The following is a 22,965-nucleotide window of genomic DNA, read 5'->3' on the forward strand; positions in this document are numbered from 1 at the left end:
CACCAGACGGTTTGATGCTCTATTCTTAATCATATACCCGATTTTCAGCATTTAAACAATAACAGAGTCAGCTATTTGATTATCTCTTAATTTATTTTAGTGATCTATTTTTTGACACACATATTAGAAAATGCTAATATGATATCACATATTAGTCAAAACTAATATATAAGGAGGGAGCATATGAGAACGATTGATGTGGATACGAAAGTGAAATTTTTACATGGATTTTCTCATAAAACACGAATTCAAATACTTGATTGCATAAAAAATAAAGAAAAAACGGTATCACAAATTGTAGATGATATTGCCACAAGTCAATCGAATATTTCACAACACCTTGCATGTTTAAAAGGTTGCGGCATAATTGTTGGAAGACAGCAAGGAAAATATATCTATTACAGCTTGCGTAACCAGCAGGTCCGTGACTTGCTGTCGATGTTTGATGAAGTCTTGTTGGATGTTCAAAATGAAGTTGCTTCTTGTGAAAATCATATAAAAGGAGGCCATTGCTAATGGCCGATAAATGTTGTAGCAGTTCACAAACAAAGAATTTAGCAAAGCCTTGTTGTCATACACAGTTTGAAGAAATGACGACACAAGTGAGTGAAATAGATTCATGTTGTAGTAGTGAAGAGAAAGCTATAGATGAAGAAGATGAATGTTGTGGTCACACAAAAGATCAAGAAACGACTGCATGTTGCAGCAGTGAAATTGAAGAAGTTCCAAGCATGATAACAAACGTCCATGCTGAAAGGAAGGAATTTCGTATTTACGGCATGGACTGCCCGTCTTGTGCGTTAACGATAGAAAAAGGACTGAGTGGCCTAAAAGAAGTCCAAGAGGCAAAGGTAAATTACAGTACAGCAAAATTACAAGTGCTTGGTTCTTTTAATCAAGTAGAAGAAACCGTCCAAAAGCTAGGTTTTACGGTTGAGCCATTACATCAAAACGAAAAATTAAGAACATATCTTGTGGAAGGCATGGATTGTGGAAGCTGTGCTCAAAGTATAGAAAATCACTTAAATAACATTCCTGCAGTGAATAGTGCAAGTGTCAGTTTTTCTACAGGAAAAATGAAAGTCGAGCATGAAAACAGTGTAGCGGATATCGTTTCAGAGATTTCAAAGATTGGTTACCATGCATCATTACTAGAAAACAATACCGATTCCAAACAAGCAATGAAATCAAAAGGGGAATTTGGCTCTATTACCATTTCTGGTATATTCATTGTAATGGGATTTATTGGCACTCATACTGTATTACCTCCATTTCTAACAACGATTTTTTATGCTTTGGCAATCGTAATCAGTGGATATAAACCTGTAAAAAGTGCTTATTTTGCTGTGAAAAGTCGTTCACTAGATATGAATGTATTGATGTCCACTGCTGTGATAGGAGCAGCAATGATTGGGGAATGGTTTGAAGGGGCCACGGTTGTCTGGTTATTCGCATTAGGGACTGCCTTACAGAATCTATCTATGGAACGCACGAGAAAATCAATTCGAGGCTTGATGGATCTTTCTCCATCAGAAGCTTGGATCAAGGTTGGTTCAGAGCTTGTTAAAAAACCTGTCGATCAAGTGTCTATTGGGGATATTATCGTCGTCAAGCCTGGTGATAGAATTCCATTAGATGGGGAAATGCTCCAAGGTGAAACAAGCGTCAACCAAGCACCTATTACAGGGGAGTCTATCCCTATTGATAAAACAGTTGGTGATACGGTTTATGCTGGTACGATTAATGAGAGTGGTTCCATTGAAGTAAAAGTGACGAAGGTGATAGAGGATACGACGATATCTAAAATTATTCATTTAGTAGAAGAAGCACAGGAACAACGAGCACCTACCCAGGCATTTATCGATAAATTTGCAAGCATCTACACTCCGGTCGTATTTGCTGTTGCACTAGCTGTTATTGTTCTACCACCATTAGCTGGCATGGGTAGCTGGAGTGAGTGGGTGTATAAAGGTCTTGCTTTATTAGTGGTGGCATGTCCATGTGCGTTAGTTATCTCTACACCGGTCGCGATCGTTTCGGCTATCGGTAATGCGGCGAAGCACGGTGTATTAATTAAGGGAGGAACGTTTTTAGAAAAAGCAGGGGCTTTAAAAGCAATTGCCTTTGACAAAACTGGGACATTAACGGAAGGTAAACCACAAGTTGGAGGGATATCGGCTTACACGGCTACAAGAGAAGAACTATTATCTATTGCCTATACCTTAGAAGATTACTCTACACATCCAATTGGAAGAGCGATTGTGCATTATGCTAAAGAGAACGGAATTCAAACTAAAAAAGGAGAACAATTTAAAAATATTGTAGGAAAAGGTGTTCAAGCAACAATAGATGGCAAAGTGTATTACGCTGGAAATACGAAGCTATTTGAAGAGCGGAATATATCTCTGGATTCGGTCAAAAATGAATTGGAAGAGATACAGATTCAAGGGAAAACGGTTGTCATTATCGGCACAGAAACAGAAATAGTAGGGGTAATCTCTGTTGCTGATACTATTCGAAAAGCAACGATTAATGCCTTGAATGGTTTAAAAAATGTAGGCATAAACCATGTCGTTATGCTGACAGGAGATAATGAAGGTACAGCAAAAAGGATCTCGAAAGAAGCCAATGTAAGTCGTTATTTTGCGGAATTAATGCCAGAGGATAAGGTGGATGCTATCAAACAATTGCAAGAAGAAGGCTACAAGGTAGCAATGGTAGGCGATGGTATTAATGATGCCCCTGCATTAGCCACATCCGATTTAGGAATTGCTATGGGTGGTGCAGGAACAGATACCGCTATGGAAACAGCAGATATCGTGTTAATGGCGGATAATTTAGAAAAATTACCACACACGATTAAACTAAGTAGAAAAGCTTTAGCCATTATTAAACAAAATATTTGGTTTTCCTTAATAGTAAAATTCGTCGCATTAGTTTTTATCTTTCCAGGATGGCTTACACTGTGGATGGCAGTACTAAGTGATACAGGCGCAGCGGTCCTTGTCATCTTGAATGCTTTACGACTATTAAGAGTGGAAGAATAATAGAAGAAGGCTCCCCATTATAGGGAAAGCCTTCTTTTTCATCTAACTTAGTATTTAATCATCCAGCTCGTCTTTTGAAATAGAGATTATATCACCAGTATAGGCATCGATTTCTAGATCGACCTCTTCGGATTTTGTTTGTACCTCAATTTCGTATACACTTTTGCCATCATCTTCATCTAGTTCAAAATCGGTAATCGTGCCATTGTATTCTTCGAGTGCTATCTTTTTCGCCTCATCATAAGAGATGAGAGTGGTTTGCTTAGTGGAATTAGTCTCCTCTTTGTTATCGGAGGAGGTATTATTTTGTTGCTCCTCCTTTGATTTTGATGAATTAGTATTTGATGAGTTAGCAAGTTTCTTTTCTTCTAGCTTTAAAATTTCGCCAGTCTCTGCATCTAAATGTAACTCATAGTACTTATCCTGACCTTCTATTTCAATTTCATAGACCTTTTTGTTTCCATCTTCCTCTAACTCTAATTCCTTAATCTCACCCGCGTATTGTTCTTGGACCTTTGCTTTTGCTTCTTCTTCTGATAAGTAGGCACTGGCAGGGCTTGACGTGAATTGTAGAATAGCAAAGATACCGCCTATTAAAATGACCCCAGATAGAATAAGATAAAATGTTTTGTTTTTCATATAACCACTCCTCTAGTTGATATACTTCGATTATATTCGTTCAAACTGAGTAGCTAATGAGAGAAAAATGAGAATTTGATGAGAAAATGCAGTGTGTTATCTCATTTAGGCAAATGAATCGTAAAGGTGGAGCCTTCGTTTAGTTCACTTTCAATCGTAATCGTACCACCATGTGCTTGAATAATCGAATGACAAATGGCAAGTCCAAGCCCTGTTCCACCTGACTTTCTGCTTCTTGCTTTGTCAACCCGATAAAACCTGTCAAAGATATGTTGTTGGTCCTCTTTACTTAGACCTTCCCCGAAATCCTTGACGGAAATCGTAAGCTCAGTTGGCCCTTCCTTTACTTGAAGGTGGATATCGCTATCACTATACTTACACGCATTGTCCACTAAAATATAGATTGCCTGATAAATCTTCTGTTTATCCGCACTAATTTCTGTATTCACTTGATCCGTATATAAAATAATCTCTCGATCGTAAGCGACAGACAAGGAGCGAATAATGCTTCGGATAATGGATGATATATCCACAAGCTCAAAACGAATGTTTTCCTGCTCTTGATTTTTAGCTAGAAGAAGCATTTGCTCGGTTAATTGCTTCATTCGCTCTGCCTCTGAAAGAATAGCATTTGTTGCCTCCTCCCAAAGTTCTGGGCGATCCTTTCCTCGTCTTTGTAATAACTCGGTATAGCTTGTGATCACAGAGAGTGGTGTTTTTAATTCATGAGAAGCATCTGAAACAAATCGCTCTTGTTTTTCGATATTTTCGTAAATGCGATCAATCATCTTATTATAGGAGAGCTGCATTTCTCCGAGTTCATCCTTTGTGGAATGGAGATTCGTAAGCTTTTCCCATCTTCCGTTTTTCGGATTGTTTTTCATTTCATTCGTTAACTTTTTAATAGGAATCGTGATATATCGAGCGAGCACAATGCCTGCAATAATCGCAGGAATCAGCATGAAAAAGGATGCAACAAATAAAACGAATTGAAGTGTGCTTAAGGTATCATCCATCGAATACAATGCTTCACTTACTTGAAGTGTTACGACAGAGCCATCATTCCAAATAATCGGTGTGGCCACTTGCACATAACTGTTGCCATTTTTATCTTTACTTAACGTGATCTCTTCTTTGGTTGTATAGTGATAGGGCCAGTCAAAGAATTTACCGTCTGCTGTTGTTCGGTTGAGAAATTCCCCATCTTCTCTAAAAATCCGAATCAATCCATTGGCTGGAAGAAACGCCTGCAGTAGTTCCTTTGTATTCGTGTCGGCTGCAATCTTATCCTGCTTGGCAAGTGCCTCCATAATTTGAATGGCATCGCTTTTGACACGATCGATTTCATTCTCACTCATCCTATTCTGGTAAAGAAAATAGACAGATCCATTTAACAGCAAAATAAATACAATCATTAAAGCAGATAAGAAAATTTGTATTTTCGTTCGTAATGTCATAGCGCAGAATCCTTTACCGTATAGCCTACGCCTCGGACTGTATGAATCGTGTTTTTATCGAAAGGCTTATCGATTTTATTTCGTAAATATCGAATATAAACATCTACGACATTCGTGTCGCCAACATAATCAAATCCCCATACCTTGTCTAACAACTGATCACGGCTAAATACTTGGTTTTTATTTTCGACTAAAAAGCAGAGAAGGTCGAATTCTCTTCGAGTTAACTCGATAAAGGAATCCCCGCGTTTTACATCTCTCGAATTTTTATCAACTGTTAAATCATCGATACTGACGAAGGAAGTGGATCGAGGCTTTTGATTTCGTAATTGTGCACGGATTCTTGCTAAAAGTTCCTCTAATTGAAATGGTTTGGTAATATAATCATTTGCTCCAAGGTCAAGTCCTGATACCTTGTCATGCACTTCATCCTTTGCGGTTAAAAGAATAACAGGGGTAGATGGGTCTATTTTTCGGAATCGTCGAAGTACTTCCAATCCACTCATACTTGGAAGCATAATGTCTAGTAGTACTAGTGCATATTTATTTTGTTGCAATAGTTCTAATGCTATTCTTCCGTCAGGAGCAATCGTTGTTTGATAATCCTCATATTGTAATTCGAGCTCTAACACTCGCGCTAATTTTTCTTCATCTTCTACAATTAAGATCTCCGTCATGTGTTCACCACCTTATTCTTTAATATAGCATATGGAAAAATATCTGCCCATCCTTTTCCATAACCTTAGTATTTTCATCGGTTTAATCAAAAATAGAAATTTCCATAAAAAATGTTGACTTTTTCCAAAGGGTAAGTTAGCATTGATAATATCAATTAAATAACGATTCTTATCCAGAGAGGTGGAGGGACTGGCCCTTTGAAGCCTCAGCAACAGACTATTCCAAGTACTGTGCTAATTCCAGTAGCGATCGCTAGAAGATAAGAAGAGCAGTGAGTAAAAGTATAAACCTCTTCTTATTTTTAAGAAGAGGTTTTTTGCGCGTTGGAAGGATAAGATTCGGGATTCTAAAATACATATGGAGAGAGGTAGAAAAATGACAACTATTACAAAAACAGCACCATTTCGCGCCGACCATGTTGGTAGTTTATTAAGACCAGCATCCTTACATGAGGCAATCGCCAAATACCGAAAAGGAAATCTTCCCTATGACGAGTTAAAAGAGATTCAAAGATCTGAAGTGAAAAGAATCGTCGATAAGCAGATTGAAGTAGGTTTAACAGCTGTAACTGATGGGGAATTCCAGAGACTATGGTGGCATACGGATTTTATGGAATACATCAATGGGGTAGAGGGCTATGTGCCAGAGCAAGGCTATCAATTTGCTAACCAAGTAACCGATGCGTATAATGTGCGTTTAACAGGCAAGGTTTCTTGGAATGAAAACCACCCATTTATTGAGGATGCTAAATTCCTAATCAAACAAATCGACGGAAGAGCCGTACCGAAGTTCACCATTCCAAGTCCTAACCAGTTCTTCAATACTGGAATTATTGGAGAAGAGTACTATGCAAGCTGGGACGAGTTTGCAGAAGATATTATTAAGGTATATCAGGATGCTGTGAAAGCATTTTATGATGTAGGTATCAGATATTTACAATTTGACGATGTTTATATTGCTGGTTTATCGTCTCCGAATCTACCATTTGCTGAATCAGATCAAGATAGACAATCCCTGATTGATCTTGCATTAAAGGTAGTAAATGGTGTGCTTGAGGTGAAGCCTGAAGATATGCAAATTACGACACATCTATGTCGTGGGAATTACCGATCTGATTGGGCATTTTCGGGAAGCTATGATTTGATCGCTCCTACTTTATTTGCCAAGGAAAAGGTTGATGGATTTTTCCTTGAATATGATGATGAGCGTTCCGGAGATTTCCAAGCATTAAAGCATATTCCGAGAAATGGGGCAAAGGTTGTTATAGGGGTATTTACTTCTAAAAATGGAGAGCTTGAGGATAAAGAAGAGATTAAAAGAAGAATTCAAGAGGCATCCGAATTTGTACCACTTGACCAAATTTGCCTTAGCCCACAATGTGGCTTTGCCTCCACTCACCATGGAAATGAGCTGTCTGAAGAACAACAATGGAATAAATTAAAATATATTGTAGATATCTCCAAAGAAATCTGGGGATAAAGAAAAAACATCGCTCCAGCCAAAGGGGCGATGTTTTTTAAATACGTTAGGAAAGCTTAAAATTTATAGCAACGAAGCGAAAATTTTGAAGTCCAACGTATAAGAAAAGCTAACGCATTCGCTAAAAGACGAGCGAATGCGAGTTTTACTAATATTTAAACTAGGTAGGAAGTAAATTTATGGTTTATTACAAGGTTCCGATATTTGTACGTAATGAGTTAGTGTCCTCTACGGTTTCGCTTAATAGTTTGGCAATTTCTTGATTACTTTCTGTCAGGATCGTAATCGTTGCACTCATTTCTTCTAAGCTAGCAGATGATTGTTGAATAATCGCTGCTAGATCATTGGTGGATGATTCTACGCCATTAGATTGCTGCTGAACATCCTCGGCAAGCATGGTGAAGTTTTGTAAGGCACTGTTTAATGTTTCAATCGTTGATGTGAGATCCTCGAAATAACCAGTAACCTCGTTCGATATTTCCATTCCATTAACAAAATTAAGCATGCTTTCATCCATTTGGTTTACGGCTGAATTATTCGACTGGTTCAAGGAAGCGAGGTTCCCGGTAATTTTCTCCGTTGTTTCTCCCGTTAAATCAGCAAGCTTACGAATCTCATCCGCTACGACAGCAAAGCCTTTTCCAGCTTCTCCAGCACGTGCTGCTTCAATAGAGGCATTTAATGCTAGTAGGTTCGTTTGTTCGGTAATTTCTTTAATGTTGTCTGCAAATTGATTCGTTTCTTTAATCTTTTCGGTTAGTTCGGCAAAGGTGCGACTTAGCTGACCAATCGTTTTCTCTAATGTTTCGTTATGGTGATTTAATGTATCCATCTTTTCTTTTCCGGTAGCGGCTAAACTACTTGCTTTGTTCGAATCCTCATATAAGCTCTGGGATGTTTGATGTACGATATCAATATTTTGACGTGTGTCATTGGTAGCGTCTGATATGTTCGAAATCTGTTCCGCCTGTGTTTGACTGCCTTGCGATATTTCTTGAATGGTCGTATTTAGTTCATTTTGTGCGTACACATTTTCTTGTAATTGTGTGTTAATGGTGGTAATTTTTTCTAAGATAGTCGAAATGGAGCTTTCAATGAGTTGATTCTGCTCTTGCTTGGAGTTGTTGTGTTGCTGAGAAGTTTGCAATAACTCGGTAAGCTGCTCCATTTGTCCATTAGCCATCTTGATCACAAAATGAAAAATAAGAAGACTTAACAATTGGATAAGGACCGTATATTGAAAAATCTGCATCATTTCTGTATTAGAAGGGTCCATTCTAATAAAGTTGTAAGCAATCACAACGATCCCTAACGAGTATCCAGTATAAAAGATCTTCTTGTTCATATGGATCGCAGAGAAGATATTTAAAAAGATAACAATCAGAAATAGGGCAGAGGTAGCACCATTTAATGCAATATAAACTAGGTCTGAAAGATAGAAAATTACGATAAAAATATAAGGCAAAAGAAATGCCTTCTGATCGAATTTTTTAAAGCTGAAATAGATTAGGATAATAAGAGCTAATTGCACCCCATAAAAAATAACTGATAACGTGACGTTTTGTAGGATGGATAGTATCAGCCCAGCTATCAACGAGATCCCCATCGTAAGGAACATTAGCGTGTTCTTGTGCTTGAGGTCATTTTGTTTCATCGATTGTATGATTTCCATGATTGTGATTCCTTCCTTTGCTATTATGTTACTAATTGTCTATCTATAGTATAAGTTCATAGGTTAAAAGTATCAATATATTTTTGTGAAAATTGTCTTATTTTTTAAAAATATGGTCTATCGTGGTAATTCCTTCTCATACTTTTTCCTCAAATCAGACAAATGCTCTAGCTTTTTGATATTATCCTGTTTATTTTCCATTCCGAGTGCAAGGACAAGGTTTTCGACTAGTAGTGTCGGGGCAATCATGGAATGAAATTCATTAGCATCGCCTCTGCTTGCAAACAATGTCATGGTGGCAAGAGAGGTGAAATCCGCGATCAGCTGATCTGTGATTAATAGACTGTGATAATGAATTTCTCTTTGGTAGGATAGTAAGACCTTTGCCTCTGGTAAGAGTCTCGTAAAGGCAAAAATAATAAGGAGATCCTCTCTTTTTAAATGGATCATATCTTCAAAAAGCTCATTGCCTTGATTTCGAATGAGTTGAATGTCCATGCCGAACCTCGTCATTCGATAGACTAGTAATTCTCCTAATCCCTTGGAAGGACCTAGAGCGAGCACTCTAATTCTTCTCGTACGTCTTAGTAGAGAAATAGCTTGCTTAAATTGATCGGATTCTAGGTGGTCGATGGTTTCCTGCAATAGCCCGATACTTTTTTCCATCGTTAAATATAGATTCGATGCACTGTCGGTTATTTTTACCTTTTTGATTTTTCCTGCTGGCGAGACCTCTAATTCATGTCTTATCGCTGTTTTAAAGCTTTTTAGATTTTGGAAGCCGATCACACGCCAGAATCTTGAAACGGTGGCAATACTGACACCTACCTCCCTTGCAATTTCTTGCTCTGTTGAAATTAGAACATGCTGGATATGCTTTTGAATATAATTCGCTATTTTTACTTGGCTTTCGGTGAATGTGTGCTCATTCCAATCAAAATCTTTCATTAAATGCTCCCCACTCTCTATCCTTTTTTCTCATCGTATCAAATAAAGAATGACTTTCTGCTTATGTGAAAGAAAATTTACATAATGATAAAAAAAGTTAACAAATTTACATGTAATTAACCTTGGCGAAAGATTAGATTAACAATGTTTCTTTACAATGAAGGTATCCATTAAGAGGAGGTTAGAAAAATGAGTACTATAGAAGAGCGTTACACTTTAACGCAATCCCAAAAAATGATGGTGTTTATTTTGTCGATGTCCTTGTACGGGCTATCCAATATGATTACAGAGCTAGTACCAAGTGCCTATTTAGGACCGATCGAGTTTTCGATTGAATATTTCGCTTTTATTCCATTAACATTATGTATTTTGTTCCATCCTTTATATGCGGCGATTGGTGCATCGTTAGGGGAAGTGATTTTTGGGGAAATTATGCTCGGTCAATTCGGAGGATTTGGTGAACTGGAGAAGTTTATTGCTTTCTCGTTGGCGATGTATATCGCAGGTACCTTTGTCCGTGATCCTAAGAACAAGGTTCAGGTTGGTATCGCAGCAATGCTAGGTGTTGCCATTCATCAGGCCATAAGTGTAACAGTAGATATATTAAAGGTCTGGATTGGTGTCGAGGAATTAGAGGCAGTGCCAGGCTTAGCAGAGAGTGTGGTTATCGTAGAGGGCTTTGCTTTCTTCAATGACCTATTATTCTCGGGTATTTTATTTGCCCTTATCCCTACCGTTTATTTAGTACCAAGATTGTATGGGAAAATAGAACCATTACTAGGAATGAAGCCTCGTGATCGGAATGACAAGTATTCCTTAAAGGAAATTATCGGTCTACGACTTGTCATCCTTGCCGTTTTCTTAGCGATATCTGCCTTCTTCTTCGAATATTTATCTGAATCTGACTTCAATATGGAATGGGAAGCAGACTTTTTAGAAATGTTTGGTGAATGGTATATATGGGTGAGTATGGCAGTAGCGGCAATGGTTGCAATCATCACTATCGTCGTAATGCTACGTAAGAAAACAAATTGGAATGATAAAGAAAAGAAGGTATCTTAATGATCGAAATAAATGATGTAACCTTTCAGTATCCAGGTGCGGACAAGCCTGTACTTCGTAATGTGTCTTTACAGATTGATAAGGGGGAGTTTGTTGCCATTCTAGGTGGAAATGGGAGTGGAAAGTCTACCCTATGTAAATTGATCAATGGGTTGATTCCACATTATTATGTTGGGGATTATTCTGGTGAGGTAGTTGTCCATGGATTAAAAACGTCAGAGCACAAGGTAGCAGCCCTATCTCAGCATGTTGGCTATGTTTATCAAGATTTTGAAAATCAAATCGTCAGCCCAAGGGTGATAGAGGATACCTGCTTTGCGCCATTGCATTATGGGTTTGCCGATTATAAAGAACGAGCATACAAGGCGCTCGAATTAGTAGGTTTATTAGAAAATGAGAATGACTTTATTTGGCAGTTAAGTGGTGGGCAAAAGCATTTGTTAGCATTAGCTAGTGTTTTATCACTAAACCCAGAAATAATTATTATCGATGAGCCCATTGCCCAGCTCGATCCCCAGCATGCAAAAGAGATCTATGAAATTTTAAAGTATTTAAATGAAGAATTAGGCAAAACGATTATTGTGATTGAACACCATACCGAATTTGTAGCCACCTATGCGAAGGAAGTGGTGTTAATGAATCAAGGCTCGATTCATTTTAAGAAACCAGTAAAGAACGCATTAAATGAGGTGGATTTATTACTACAGCATCATATTTATCCTCCACAAGTAACACAAGCGGCACATACACTGGATGTTCGTCAGCCGCTACCAATTACACTAGAGGAGGCCTATCCATTGTTTGATAAAGTGAACAAGGAGGAAAGCTCTCTCCCCACAAAACCGTGGGATCCTCAGCCATTAGTCACTTTTAATGAGGTGTGTTTTTCTTATAAAACGATTAAGCGGGAGAAAAAGCGTGTGTTACATGAGATTGATTTTACGATAAACGAAGGAGATTATGTCGCTTTAGTCGGAAATAATGGGGCAGGCAAATCCTCCCTGATGCGTTTAATGACAGGGCTTGTCAAACAAGAATCTGGAGAGGTGCTAGTTGCTGGGAATGATACTAAGCGTACATCACCAGAGTTCTTGGCAGAGCTCGTTACTTATATCCATCAAAACCCTGAGCAAATGTTTATTGATGATTCTGTACAGAAGGATATCGGATTTTATATGAAGGCAAGAAAAATACCTCACTATGAAGCAAGAGTACAGGAATTAATGGAGCAGTTCGAATTAGTTGAACTACGACAGAGAGATAGCAGGTTGTTAAGTGGTGGACAACAGCGAAGAGCCTCACTCGCCATTGGTGTTGGGATGAATCCAGAAATCATGCTATTGGATGAGCCGACTGCCAATCTTGATATTGCAACAAGAAAGCATATTTCGAGGTTTCTTGATCAATTAAAGCATCAATTAAAGGCCGTTGTCATTGCCACACACGATATGCAGCTTGCTTGTGAGTTTGCTAATCGAATCGTCGTCATGCATGAAGGACGGATTATTCATGATGGTGATCGGGAATCTGTTTTTGAGAATTATAGATTGTTAGAAAAGGCGGGATTATCTGCCCCACAAATTTATGAGCTCTCCCGTGGATTAGGATGGGAACAGCCAGTCTATACAGTAGATGATTTTGTACAACATTATCAAAAGAAGGATGTAAAAGATGGACTATACGCGTAAATTTACAGAAAAGCTGTCGGTAGAGCAAGCCAAAATTGAATTATTAAACATTGCTTATGGGAATGGCGACACTTTTTTTGCGAGATTGGATCCCCGTACGTTATTCCTATGGTATTGTTATTTTGGCATTGCTCCATGGTTTATTCATCAGGAATATATTTTGATAGGCATGCTTGTCTTTATGGTCATTACAACATATATAGCAAAAGTTAGTCCATTGATTATCGTGATATTATGTCTCGGGCTACTTGGGCAAGGTGGTTATTTGTTAATTATTGCTTTATTTTTTGGCGGGAACTTAACCACGATGCTACCACTCTTGATTTTAACGACAAAACTTTCTGTCATTACATTAGCAAGTGTGACCGTATTTTGCTCCATGAATCCCGATAAGCTGAGCAATGGTTTATTAAAGATTGGTGTGCCTGGCCAGGTATCATTTAGTATTGCTTATGGCTATCGAATGCTTCCATCGTTATTGGAGGAATACCACCACGTATTTCAATCCTTCCGATTACGCGGGAAAGCACCAGATAAAAAAGGCTTTCTCTTTATTCGGTCCATCGCCTATTTTGTTAAGCTCGCTGTTCTTTCTTTTTATCCATTGCTCCTATCCACAGCGAAAAGGGCGAGAACGACGGTAGAAGCCTTAGAAACGAAAGGAAGTATGTATGGCTTTAATCACCCCGAGGTAAAACGATTAAAGCTAGAAGAATTACAAATGACTCGGAAGGACTATCTTTTTTTAATCGGTTCATTTCTATACGTCGTTTGTTTATTTATATTTTTGTAAAAATCTCATACAGGAGTTGTCTAGATGATCATTGATTTTCACAGTCATGTTAAAATATCCAAAAAATCGAGCTTCATGCCAGAATATTTCCAAGAAATGATGTGTGAGGCAAAGAGTAATGGCTTGACGGCACTTGCCATGACAGAGCATTTTAATACAAGTCGCTTCTATGAAATTTATGATTATTTAAATCATCATTTTTCTTATCAGCATGGTTATTATGATATAGAAGGGTTGAAGCTTTTTCCTGGAATCGAGGTCGACGTCAAAGAAAATGGACATATTTTGCTGATCGGCGATCGAGAAGAAATTCTTTATATAAGAAGGGAGTTAAACAATCATTTAGCAGAGGATAAGTTTATTTCCTTTCAAGCCTTAATGGATCTAGCGGATTCTAAAAAAGTTCTTAAGATTGGTGCACATCCTTTTCGTGACAGTACACCACTTGCTAGAAATGTGGGATATGAGGAGTTAACGCGCTTAGATGCCCTTGATTTGAATGGGAAGGACTTGTTTGCAAAAGGAGTTGAAGCATGTAGCACTGAGCTAAAGGCACTTGCAGATCAAATTCATCTACCTATAGTAGGTGGAAGTGATACTCATCAGTTTTTACAGTATGGCTGTATCGCAAATGTTTTTGATAAAGAGTGTCATTCCGCAGCAGATTTAAAAGAAGCGATTCAGGAAGGGAATTTTCACTATTCGATTTCTGAGCAATTACCTTTAAAGGTAAAGGCAGCTACACTTGTGAAAAAATATATGAAGAAAACAATCAAAGAATCCTTAACGGTTTGAAGGCTTACCTCGTTGTAAGTCTTTTTTTATACGTTTTTGCAGGAAGTAAAGCGATGTAGCAAATACCGAGTTTGTCTAATTGGAAAAGGATGATTGAGGTAAGAAGAAGAAGGGTAAATAAAAAGCAATTTTTAAAATATTTTGAAAATGGAAAAGGGATTCGCTGTCTTTATAGCGAAATAAAATAGTACAAAAGACTGAAGGAGGAGTATGCTTGGAGGACATTTTACGACCGATTTATCAGGAAAGAGCCAGCAATGACAACACATTAGGCATTCTGATAATGGAAAGGAATGAGGAAGTTAGCCCAGAAACAGATAATTTTGATTCGATTCTGTTAGTGATTGTAGAAGATTTAGCAGAGAACTGGTTAGTAAAGCATTATGAACATGAGCAGAAATCTGCAGCCTTACATATTATCGATCGCAAGCTTTTGGAGGAATGGATCGATACGAGCTCCTATCGTCGAGCGATAGAGTGGATTATTGATGGACGAGTTATATATGATAGAAACTTATATGTAAAAAATTTAAAGGAGAGTCTAAATGCTTTTCCTGAAGACAAACGTAAGTTAAGGCTCACGATAGAATTTTCCAAACTAACAAGAAGCTATAGTGAGGCCAAAAATTTGCATGGTACTGGTGATAATTTAGATGCATATAGCCGATTGTTACGATCTTTACACTATTTAGGCAGAATCGCAATTATCGAAAGGGGCTACTATCCTGAGGTAATGGTCTGGAGTCAGGTGAAGAGAATAGATCCGGAAGTGTATAAGTTATATGAAGAATTAATTCGAAGCACAGAAGAAACGGAAAAACGAGTGGCCCTTATGTTAATTGCCATTGAATTTTCAATAAACAGTAGGCTGGATAGCTGTGCGGAGCATTTAATGGAATTGTTATCGACTAGAGAAGAGCCTTGGGGGTTTGGTGAAATAAAAACCTTGCCGGAAGTGGAACCATATACTTATAACTTAGTTAGCTTGATCGAATATTTAGTAGGGAAAGATAAGATTTCCGTTGTATTAGAGAAAACGAAAGGGAATCAAATTTATCATCGTAAATATCAAGTGAAGAAATAAAGGCTTGTAGAGGGAGTAGTTGCTTTCTCTACAAGCTTTTTTGTACGTTAGGAAAGCATTAAATTTTTGCAGGAAGTAAAGCGACGAAATGAAGTCCAAATAATAAGAAAAGCTAATGTATCCGAGTTTTTCTAATTTGGGAAAAGAACCATAGAGAAATAATGACCCATTGCTTTGAAATCTCTGTTACTCGCCCTTACTAAAAAGCGAAGGTGTACATACTGTACTATGGAAGAAATGAAAGCAATGTAGGAAGCAATAGCAAATGAAATAGGCTATCTGCAGGCATCATACTCACTTATAATCCTAGAAAAACTACCACGGGTTCATTAGAGGAGGTGATAGTGTGAGTAACGATGATTTTAAAAATGTTTCTTCTCAAATCATCGATATGTTAGTAGGCGCAACGCTTAAACGTCATAAAGTTCAACTAGATGGTAGTAGCCTATCAGAAGAAGAGAAAGTACAGCTAAAAGAGCTTGTAGAAGAATTAAAACACAATGTTCAAACACTTCAAAAAAATGCAAAAAAAGATGAAGAGTAACCATTTTTGATGAAGATGTATCAATAGATTCGCCTTCTCCAATTGTTGAACTGCGTCATATGTTAGTAGTATATCAAGGAAGGGATTGATCATATGAGAGATGTACAATATTTGAATAGTAGACCTGTTTATAATACAGGTAGAAAACCTGCTGCAAAAAAATGGAATGCACTAGACCCTAAGTCTTGTCACCCGTTTGATGATTCTGATACGCAAGATGGAAACCAAGAAATTAAATCTGTTCAACATTCCTTTGAAACCATTGTGGTAAAGGATTCTTGTGATGTAGAAGTTAAAACAACCGACACGCAAGCTGCAATTAATGTTCAGGTTGGTTTGCAAGCAGCGATTGCTTTGATTCTTAGTATCTCTATCTTGGATGGGGATAAGGCTGACAAAGTTTCTCAGGACTTATTTGAAAAAATTAAGTCTAGTCAAGTAAATAAACAACACACTTATATTGAGAATTCTCGAGGTGTAAAAGTTTCTACAAATGACACGGATATTGCGGTTAATGCTCAAGTTCTATTACAAGTATTAATTGCATTGATTGCTCGTTTAGACATTCTATAGTAGGAGAGCAGTCTATTTTCTATCATGTCTATTTCTATTATGTAGAAAAATAAGGGGATCAACCAATCATTAATTGTAGGGCATTGAATAGAGGGGTTTAGGAAGGGCAGAAGATATCTTTCTTCTGTTCTTTTTTTTGGATGTACAAGCAATTTAAAATTATTAGGGAAAAGAATGAACATATTGCCTAAAGCTGCATATGATGTGGAAGTGTCCTCTTTCTTGTATAATTTTAAATTTAATGTTGACATGGATTTTGAACCATGTTACATTTATATCTGTCGCTTAAACGGCGTCACCATTTTATTGGGAAATCACATGAAAAAACATTCAGAAAATGTATTGACAATATTATGTGATGATGATATTATGTAAAAGCTGTCGCAAAAAGACGGCGAACATTGATCATTGAAAACTGAACAAAACAACCAGTACAAAAAAGTAAGAACATGCTAGCTTTAAGCGAGCTTGATCAACACAAGCACTTCGGTGCATCTATTTTATGGAGAGTTTGATCTTGGCTCAGGACGAACGCTGGCGGCGTGCCTAATACATGCAAGTCGAGCGCGGGAAGCTGACTGAATCCTTCGGGAGGACGTGAGTGGAACGAGCGGCGGACGGGTGAGTAACACGTGGGCAACCTGCCTGTAAGACTGGGATAACTCCGGGAAACCGGGGCTAATACCGGATAGTACTTTGGTTCATAGGAACCGAAGTGGAAAGATGGCGCAAGCTACCACTTACAGATGGGCCCGCGGTGCATTAGCTAGTTGGTGAGGTAACGGCTCACCAAGGCAACGATGCATAGCCGACCTGAGAGGGTGATCGGCCACACTGGGACTGAGACACGGCCCAGACTCCTACGGGAGGCAGCAGTAGGGAATCTTCCGCAATGGACGAAAGTCTGACGGAGCAACGCCGCGTGAACGAAGAAGGTTTTCGGATCGTAAAGTTCTGTTGTTAGGGAAGAACAAGTACCGTTCGAATAGGGCGGTACCTTGACGGTACCTATCGAGGAAGCCCCGGCTAACTACGTGCCAGCAGCCGCGGTAATACGTAGGGGGCAAGCGTTGTCCGGAATTATTGGGCGTAAAGCGCGCGTAGGCGGTTTCTTAAGTCTGATGTGAAATCTTGCGGCTCAACCGCAAGCGGTCATTGGAAACTGGGGAACTTGAGTACAGAAGAGGAGAGCGGAATTCCACGTGTAGCGGTGAAATGCGTAGAGATGTGGAGGAACACCAGTGGCGAAGGCGGCTCTCTGGTCTGTAACTGACGCTGAGGTGCGAAAGCGTGGGGAGCGAACAGGATTAGATACCCTGGTAGTCCACGCCGTAAACGATGAGTGCTAGGTGTTAGGGGGTTTCCGCCCCTTAGTGCTGCAGTTAACGCATTAAGCACTCCGCCTGGGGAGTACGGCCGCAAGGCTGAAACTCAAAAGAATTGACGGGGGCCCGCACAAGCGGTGGAGCATGTGGTTTAATTCGAAGCAACGCGAAGAACCTTACCAGGTCTTGACATCTTCGGATGTCCCTAGAGATAGGGAGTTCCCTTCGGGGACCGAATGACAGGTGGTGCATGGTTGTCGTCAGCTCGTGTCGTGAGATGTTGGGTTAAGTCCCGCAACGAGCGCAACCCTTGATCTTAGTTGCCAGCATTGAGTTGGGCACTCTAAGGTGACTGCCGGTGACAAACCGGAGGAAGGTGGGGATGACGTCAAATCATCATGCCCCTTATGACCTGGGCTACACACGTGCTACAATGGATGGTACAAAGGGCAGCGAAGCCGTGAGGTGAAGCCAATCCCATAAAACCATTCTCAGTTCGGATTGTAGGCTGCAACTCGCCTACATGAAGCCGGAATCGCTAGTAATCGCGGATCAGCATGCCGCGGTGAATACGTTCCCGGGCCTTGTACACACCGCCCGTCACACCACGAGAGTTGGCAACACCCGAAGTCGGTGGGGTAACCTTTGGAGCCAGCCGCCGAAGGTGGGGCCAATGATTGGGGTGAAGTCGTAACAAGGTAGCCGTATCGGAAGGTGCGGCTGGATCACCTCCTTTCTAAGGATAAAGTGAAAGGCGGAAGCACCCGGTTAGCGACGTACAAACTGGACTGAACCGAAGGAGATAAAGGAAACACAAGGAGCTTAGCGACTTGATGTTGACTTATCGTACGGAGGTGAGGGAAGTTGTGCTAGTCGCTGGGTGCTGGAGCTAGACACAATAGGAAATGGTCTACTAGCGTAGATCATCATAGATTGTACTTGGTTGTTTGGTTCAGTTTTGAGCGATTGATGCTCAGAGGATCTTCTGTTAAAACCCGTCACGTCTTGTGACGAATACAGAAGTCACCACCTCGTGTGGAAGCTGTACCTTGAAAACTAGATAAGAAGAAATCAGGACGTGAAGGCACCAAAAGAAGCCAACACGAAACTGATGACAAGACATCAAATAAAAACCAACGACTTTTTCATCTGAAGCATGAGTATAGTTAAGTGAAAAAGGGCGCACGGTGGATGCCTTGGCACTAGGAGCCGAAGAAGGACGGGACAAACACCGATATGTCTCGGGGAGCTGTACGTAAGCATTGATCCGAGAATTTCCGAATGGGGAAACCCTCTACTCGTCATGGAGTAGAACCTCTATCTGAATCCATAGGATAGAGGAGGCAGACCCGGGGAACTGAAACATCTCATTACCCGGAGGAAGAGAAAGCAAACGCGATTTCCCGAGTAGCGGCGAGCGAAACGGAAGTAGCCCAAACCAAAAAGCTTGCTTTTTGGGGTTGTAGGACACTCTATACGGAGTTACCAAGAAATACGTTAGACGAATCGATCTGGAAAGGTCAGCCACAGCGGGTAACAGCCCTGTAGTCGAAAGCGTGTTTCCTCCAGAGTGGATCCTGAGTACGGCGGAACACGTGAAATTCCGTCGGAATCCGGGAGGACCATCTCCCAAGGCTAAATACTCCCTAGTGACCGATAGTGAACCAGTACCGTGAGGGAAAGGTGAAAAGCACCCCGGGAGGGGAGTGAAAGAGAACCTGAAACCGTGTGCCTACAAGTAGTCGAAGCCCTTTTATGGGTGACGGCGTACCTTTTGTAGAATGGACCGGCGAGTTACGATCTCCTGCAAGGTTAAGTGGAAGACACGGAGCCGCAGCGAAAGCGAGTCTGAATAGGGCGAGATAGTAGGGGGTCGTAGACCCGAAACCGTGTGATCTACCCATGTCCAGGGTGAAGGTCAGGTAACACTGACTGGAGGCCCGAACCCACGTACGTTGAAAAGTGCGGGGATGAGGTGTGGGTAGGGGTGAAATGCCAATCGAACACGGAGATAGCTGGTTCTCTCCGAAATAGCTTTAGGGCTAGCCTCAAGGGATGTATGTTGGAGGTAGAGCACTGATTGGACTAGGGGCCCTCACCGGGTTACCGAATTCAGTCAAACTCCGAATGCCAATCATATTACCTTGGGAGTCAGACTATGGGTGATAAGGTTCATAGTCGAAAGGGAAACAGCCCAGACCGTCAGCTAAGGTCCCAAAGTATACGTTAAGTGGAAAAGGATGTGGCGTTGCTTAGACAACCAGGATGTTGGCTTAGAAGCAGCCATCATTTAAAGAGTGCGTAATAGCTCACTGGTCGAGTGACGCTGCGCCGAAAATGTACCGGGGCTAAACGTATCACCGAAGCTACGGATTGTTCTACGAACAATGGTAGGAGAGCGTTCTAAGTGCAGTGAAGTCAGACCGTGAGGACTGGTGGAGCGCTTAGAAGTGAGAATGCCGGTATGAGTAGCGAAATAGAAGTGAGAATCTTCTACACCGAATGCCTAAGGTTTCCTGAGGAAGGCTCGTCCGCTCAGGGTTAGTCGGGGCCTAAGCCGAGGCCGAAAGGCGTAGGCGATGGACAACAGGTGGATATTCCTGTACCACCCAATTCCGTTTGAGTGATGGGGGGACGCAGTAGGATAAGGAAAGCGCACGACTGGACGTGTGCGTCGAAGCAGTGAGTGAGTCAGATAGGCAAATCCGTCTGGCAATCACAAGCTGTGATCGGGAGGGAAAATGAGTACCGAAGTTCCGGATTTCACACTGCCAAGAAAAGCCTCTAGCAAGGAAAAGGGTGCCCGTACCGCAAACCGACACAGGTAGGCGAGGAGAGAATCCTAAGGTGATCGGGAGAACTCTCGTTAAGGAACTCGGCAAAATGACCCCGTAACTTCGGGAGAAGGGGTGCTTACTTACGAGTAAGCCGCAGTGAAAAGGCCCAAGCGACTGTTTAGCAAAAACACAGGTCTCTGCGAAGCCGAAAGGCGAAGTATAGGGGCTGACACCTGCCCGGTGCTGGAAGGTTAAGGGGATGCGTTAGCATTAGCGAAGCGTTGAACTGAAGCCCCAGTAAACGGCGGCCGTAACTATAACGGTCCTAAGGTAGCGAAATTCCTTGTCGGGTAAGTTCCGACCCGCACGAAAGGTGCAACGACTTGGGCACTGTCTCAACGAGAGACCCGGTGAAATTATACTATGCGTGAAGATGCGCATTACCCGCGACAGGACGGAAAGACCCCGTGGAGCTTTACTGTAGCCTGATATGGAATGTTTGTACAGCTTGTACAGGATAGGTGGGAGCCTTGGAAGCGTGAGCGCTAGCTTACGTGGAGGCGCCGGTGGGATACCACCCTGGCTGTATGAACCTTCTAACCCAGAACCGTGATCCGGTTCGGAGACAGTGTCAGGTGGGCAGTTTGACTGGGGCGGTCGCCTCCTAAAGAGTAACGGAGGCGCCCAAAGGTTCCCTCAGAATGGTTGGAAATCATTCGAAGAGTGTAAAGGCAGAAGGGAGCTTGACTGCGAGACCTACAAGTCGAGCAGGGACGAAAGTCGGGCTTAGTGATCCGGCGGTACCGAATGGAAGGGCCGTCGCTCAACGGATAAAAGCTACCCCGGGGATAACAGGCTTATCTCCCCCAAGAGTCCACATCGACGGGGAGGTTTGGCACCTCGATGTCGGCTCATCGCATCCTGGGGCTGTAGTCGGTCCCAAGGGTTGGGCTGTTCGCCCATTAAAGCGGTACGCGAGCTGGGTTCAGAACGTCGTGAGACAGTTCGGTCCCTATCCGTCGTGGGCGTTGGAAGTTTGAGAGGAGCTGTCCTTAGTACGAGAGGACCGGGATGGACACACCGCTGGTGCACCAGTTGTTCCGCCAGGAGCATCGCTGGGTAGCTACGTGTGGAAGGGATAAGTGCTGAAAGCATCTAAGCATGAAGCCCCCCTCAAGATGAGACTTCCCCACACTTTAAGTGAGTAAGATCCCTCAGAGACGATGAGGTAGATAGGTTCGAGGTGGAAGCATGGTGACATGTGGAGCTGACGAATACTAATCGATCGAGGACTTATCTATACGTTCTTTGGATGAAAAACCGATGGTTTGTCTACTTCTTATCTAGTTTTGAAAGTATATTATAATTTAGCTTGATTTTTTTGAAATACATAGTATAATATTCTTTGTCACTAAAAATATTTAAATACTTATTAACTATAAGCAGTACAAGCTTGGTAGCAATAGCGGAGAGGTCACACCTGTTCCCATACCGAACACAGTAGTTAAGCTCTCCAGCGCCCATGGTAGTTGGGGCTCACGCCCCTGCAAGAGTAGGACGTTGCCAAGCAATTTATTTCCATTCCACAGTAGCTCAGTGGTAGAGCAATCGGCTGTTAACCGATCGGTCGTAGGTTCGAATCCTACCTGTGGAGCCAATGGAGAGCTGTCCGAGTGGTCGAAGGAGCACGATTGGAAATCGTGTGTGCGGTCAACGCCGTACCGAGGGTTCGAATCCCTCGCTCTCCGCCACTTTAAATATAGGCCCGTTGGTCAAGTGGTTAAGACACCGCCCTTTCACGGCGGTAACACGGGTTCGAATCCCGTACGGGTCACCATAATAACCACAGTAATCATTAGTTATTGCTACTTTATTAAGGATGGCATGCTAAGATCGCGACGTCCTGTCGCAATGCATGCACTTGCACATCCTGTGCGGCGGAGGATTAGCTCAGCTGGGAGAGCACTTGCCTTACAAGCAAGGGGTCGCAGGTTCGAGCCCTGCATCCTCCACCATTTAATTAAATATTTCATATCATCGCGGGGTGGAGCAACGAGTAAAACATCCACCGAATAAACTTCGAGTAACCTCGAAGCACCCTACATCTAAGAGTAAGCTAGTAGATGCAGAGGTCACCGTAGACTACACTATTTGTAACATTATGGATTTCAATTTAATATTTCTTATCATCGCGGGGTGGAGCAGTCTGGTAGCTCGTCGGGCTCATAACCCGAAGGTCGTAGGTTCAAATCCTGCCCCCGCAACCAAAATACTTTCAAGTATTTTCTACAATGGTCCGGTAGTTCAGTTGGTTAGAATGCCTGCCTGTCACGCAGGAGGTCGCGGGTTCGAGTCCCGTCCGGACCGCCACTAAATTTACTTATCAAAATTAAATCATTCATTG

At 41.3% G+C, this 22,965-nt stretch carries 15 protein-coding genes, 6 tRNA genes, 3 rRNA genes and 1 riboswitch; of the genes, 19 read left to right on the forward strand and 5 right to left on the reverse strand.

Annotation, left to right across the window (positions count from 1 at the left end):
• Nucleotides 1-183: 183 nt before the first annotated feature.
• Together ACZ5R4_RS17900 and ACZ5R4_RS17905 are read left to right on the forward strand one after the other, a co-directional pair.
• Entirely contained in the window at nucleotides 184-516 is a 333-nt protein-coding gene (locus ACZ5R4_RS17900) for an ArsR/SmtB family transcription factor (protein WP_054861039.1), read from the forward strand.
• Nucleotides 516-3,047, forward strand: a complete 2,532-nt coding sequence (locus tag ACZ5R4_RS17905) for a heavy metal translocating P-type ATPase (RefSeq protein ID WP_464367748.1) — start codon at nucleotides 516-518, stop codon at nucleotides 3,045-3,047. The genes ACZ5R4_RS17900 and ACZ5R4_RS17905 overlap by 1 nt, the downstream gene beginning before the upstream one ends.
• Nucleotides 3,048-3,101: 54 nt before the next feature.
• Here the strand turns inward: ACZ5R4_RS17905 and ACZ5R4_RS17910 are convergent, their stop codons facing one another.
• The 3 genes from ACZ5R4_RS17910 to ACZ5R4_RS17920 form a co-directional block, all read right to left on the reverse strand.
• Nucleotides 3,102-3,686 carry a PepSY domain-containing protein gene (locus tag ACZ5R4_RS17910; protein WP_054788558.1) on the reverse strand — a complete coding sequence of 195 codons (585 nt, stop codon included), beginning with the start codon at nucleotides 3,684-3,686 and terminating at the stop codon, nucleotides 3,102-3,104.
• Nucleotides 3,687-3,787: 101 nt separating this feature from the next.
• Complete coding sequence (locus tag ACZ5R4_RS17915; protein WP_054788559.1) at nucleotides 3,788-5,143, reverse strand: HAMP domain-containing sensor histidine kinase; 1,356 nt, start codon at nucleotides 5,141-5,143, stop codon at nucleotides 3,788-3,790.
• Nucleotides 5,140-5,820 carry a response regulator transcription factor gene (locus tag ACZ5R4_RS17920; protein ID WP_277678937.1) on the reverse strand — a complete coding sequence of 227 codons (681 nt, stop codon included), beginning with the start codon at nucleotides 5,818-5,820 and terminating at the stop codon, nucleotides 5,140-5,142. The genes ACZ5R4_RS17915 and ACZ5R4_RS17920 overlap by 4 nt, the downstream gene beginning before the upstream one ends.
• A 166-nt stretch (nucleotides 5,821-5,986) precedes the next feature.
• Nucleotides 5,987-6,087: riboswitch (SAM riboswitch) on the forward strand.
• 109 nt (nucleotides 6,088-6,196) lie between these two features.
• Between ACZ5R4_RS17920 and ACZ5R4_RS17925 the strand changes: the two genes are divergently transcribed.
• Nucleotides 6,197-7,300, forward strand: coding sequence for a 5-methyltetrahydropteroyltriglutamate--homocysteine S-methyltransferase (locus tag ACZ5R4_RS17925; protein ID WP_054788560.1), 1,104 nt, complete (start codon nucleotides 6,197-6,199; stop codon nucleotides 7,298-7,300).
• Nucleotides 7,301-7,487: 187 nt separating this feature from the next.
• Here the strand turns inward: ACZ5R4_RS17925 and ACZ5R4_RS17930 are convergent, their stop codons facing one another.
• Nucleotides 7,488-8,972 (reverse strand): methyl-accepting chemotaxis protein, encoded by a 1,485-nt coding sequence (locus tag ACZ5R4_RS17930; protein WP_109983038.1) that lies wholly within the window; start codon nucleotides 8,970-8,972, stop codon nucleotides 7,488-7,490.
• Nucleotides 8,973-9,089: 117 nt separating this feature from the next.
• A complete protein-coding gene (locus tag ACZ5R4_RS17935) occupies nucleotides 9,090-9,920 on the reverse strand; it encodes a MurR/RpiR family transcriptional regulator (protein ID WP_054861036.1) in 831 nt (276 codons plus the stop codon).
• Between the two features lie 189 nt (nucleotides 9,921-10,109).
• Between ACZ5R4_RS17935 and ACZ5R4_RS17940 the strand changes: the two genes are divergently transcribed.
• The 16 genes from ACZ5R4_RS17940 (at nucleotide 10,110) to ACZ5R4_RS18015 (ending at nucleotide 22,931) form a co-directional block, all read left to right on the forward strand.
• A complete protein-coding gene (locus tag ACZ5R4_RS17940; RefSeq protein ID WP_464367749.1) occupies nucleotides 10,110-10,982 on the forward strand; it encodes a DUF8171 family membrane protein in 873 nt (290 codons plus the stop codon).
• Complete coding sequence (locus ACZ5R4_RS17945) at nucleotides 10,982-12,670, forward strand: ABC transporter ATP-binding protein (RefSeq protein ID WP_277678939.1); 1,689 nt, start codon at nucleotides 10,982-10,984, stop codon at nucleotides 12,668-12,670. Before ACZ5R4_RS17940 ends, ACZ5R4_RS17945 begins: the two co-directional genes overlap by 1 nt.
• The gene (locus tag ACZ5R4_RS17950; protein ID WP_277678940.1) at nucleotides 12,654-13,463 is read left to right on the forward strand and encodes an energy-coupling factor transporter transmembrane component T family protein; all 810 of its coding nucleotides are present in this window, start codon (nucleotides 12,654-12,656) and stop codon (nucleotides 13,461-13,463) included. Before ACZ5R4_RS17945 ends, ACZ5R4_RS17950 begins: the two co-directional genes overlap by 17 nt.
• Nucleotides 13,464-13,487: 24 nt before the next feature.
• Nucleotides 13,488-14,258, forward strand: coding sequence for a PHP-associated domain-containing protein (locus tag ACZ5R4_RS17955; RefSeq protein ID WP_054861034.1), 771 nt, complete (start codon nucleotides 13,488-13,490; stop codon nucleotides 14,256-14,258).
• Nucleotides 14,259-14,472: 214 nt separating this feature from the next.
• A complete protein-coding gene (locus ACZ5R4_RS17960) occupies nucleotides 14,473-15,342 on the forward strand; it encodes a nucleotidyltransferase-like protein (protein WP_109983032.1) in 870 nt (289 codons plus the stop codon).
• Between the two features lie 346 nt (nucleotides 15,343-15,688).
• The gene (locus ACZ5R4_RS17965; protein ID WP_054861032.1) at nucleotides 15,689-15,886 is read left to right on the forward strand and encodes a hypothetical protein; all 198 of its coding nucleotides are present in this window, start codon (nucleotides 15,689-15,691) and stop codon (nucleotides 15,884-15,886) included.
• A gap of 93 nt (nucleotides 15,887-15,979) precedes the next feature.
• The gene (locus ACZ5R4_RS17970; protein WP_109983031.1) at nucleotides 15,980-16,459 is read left to right on the forward strand and encodes a spore coat protein; all 480 of its coding nucleotides are present in this window, start codon (nucleotides 15,980-15,982) and stop codon (nucleotides 16,457-16,459) included.
• 499 nt (nucleotides 16,460-16,958) lie between these two features.
• Nucleotides 16,959-18,520: ribosomal RNA gene (locus ACZ5R4_RS17975) — 16S ribosomal RNA — on the forward strand.
• Between the two features lie 428 nt (nucleotides 18,521-18,948).
• Nucleotides 18,949-21,862, forward strand: a 23S ribosomal RNA gene (locus ACZ5R4_RS17980).
• 151 nt (nucleotides 21,863-22,013) lie between these two features.
• A 5S ribosomal RNA gene (gene rrf / locus ACZ5R4_RS17985) occupies nucleotides 22,014-22,130 on the forward strand.
• The 16S, 23S and 5S rRNA genes sit together here with 6 tRNA genes alongside, the layout of an rRNA operon.
• 13 nt (nucleotides 22,131-22,143) lie before the next feature.
• A tRNA-Asn gene (locus tag ACZ5R4_RS17990) sits at nucleotides 22,144-22,218 on the forward strand.
• A gap of 2 nt (nucleotides 22,219-22,220) precedes the next feature.
• Nucleotides 22,221-22,312, forward strand: a tRNA-Ser gene (locus ACZ5R4_RS17995).
• An 11-nt stretch (nucleotides 22,313-22,323) separates the two neighbouring features.
• A tRNA-Glu gene (locus ACZ5R4_RS18000) sits at nucleotides 22,324-22,398 on the forward strand.
• A gap of 102 nt (nucleotides 22,399-22,500) precedes the next feature.
• Nucleotides 22,501-22,576: transfer RNA gene (locus ACZ5R4_RS18005), tRNA-Val, on the forward strand.
• Nucleotides 22,577-22,751: 175 nt separating this feature from the next.
• Nucleotides 22,752-22,828 (forward strand) — tRNA-Met (locus tag ACZ5R4_RS18010).
• A 26-nt stretch (nucleotides 22,829-22,854) separates the two neighbouring features.
• Nucleotides 22,855-22,931, forward strand: a tRNA-Asp gene (locus ACZ5R4_RS18015).
• The last annotated feature ends 34 nt before the right edge of the window (nucleotides 22,932-22,965 follow it).

The sequence above is a fragment of the Gracilibacillus sp. JCM 18860 genome (assembly GCF_055395245.1).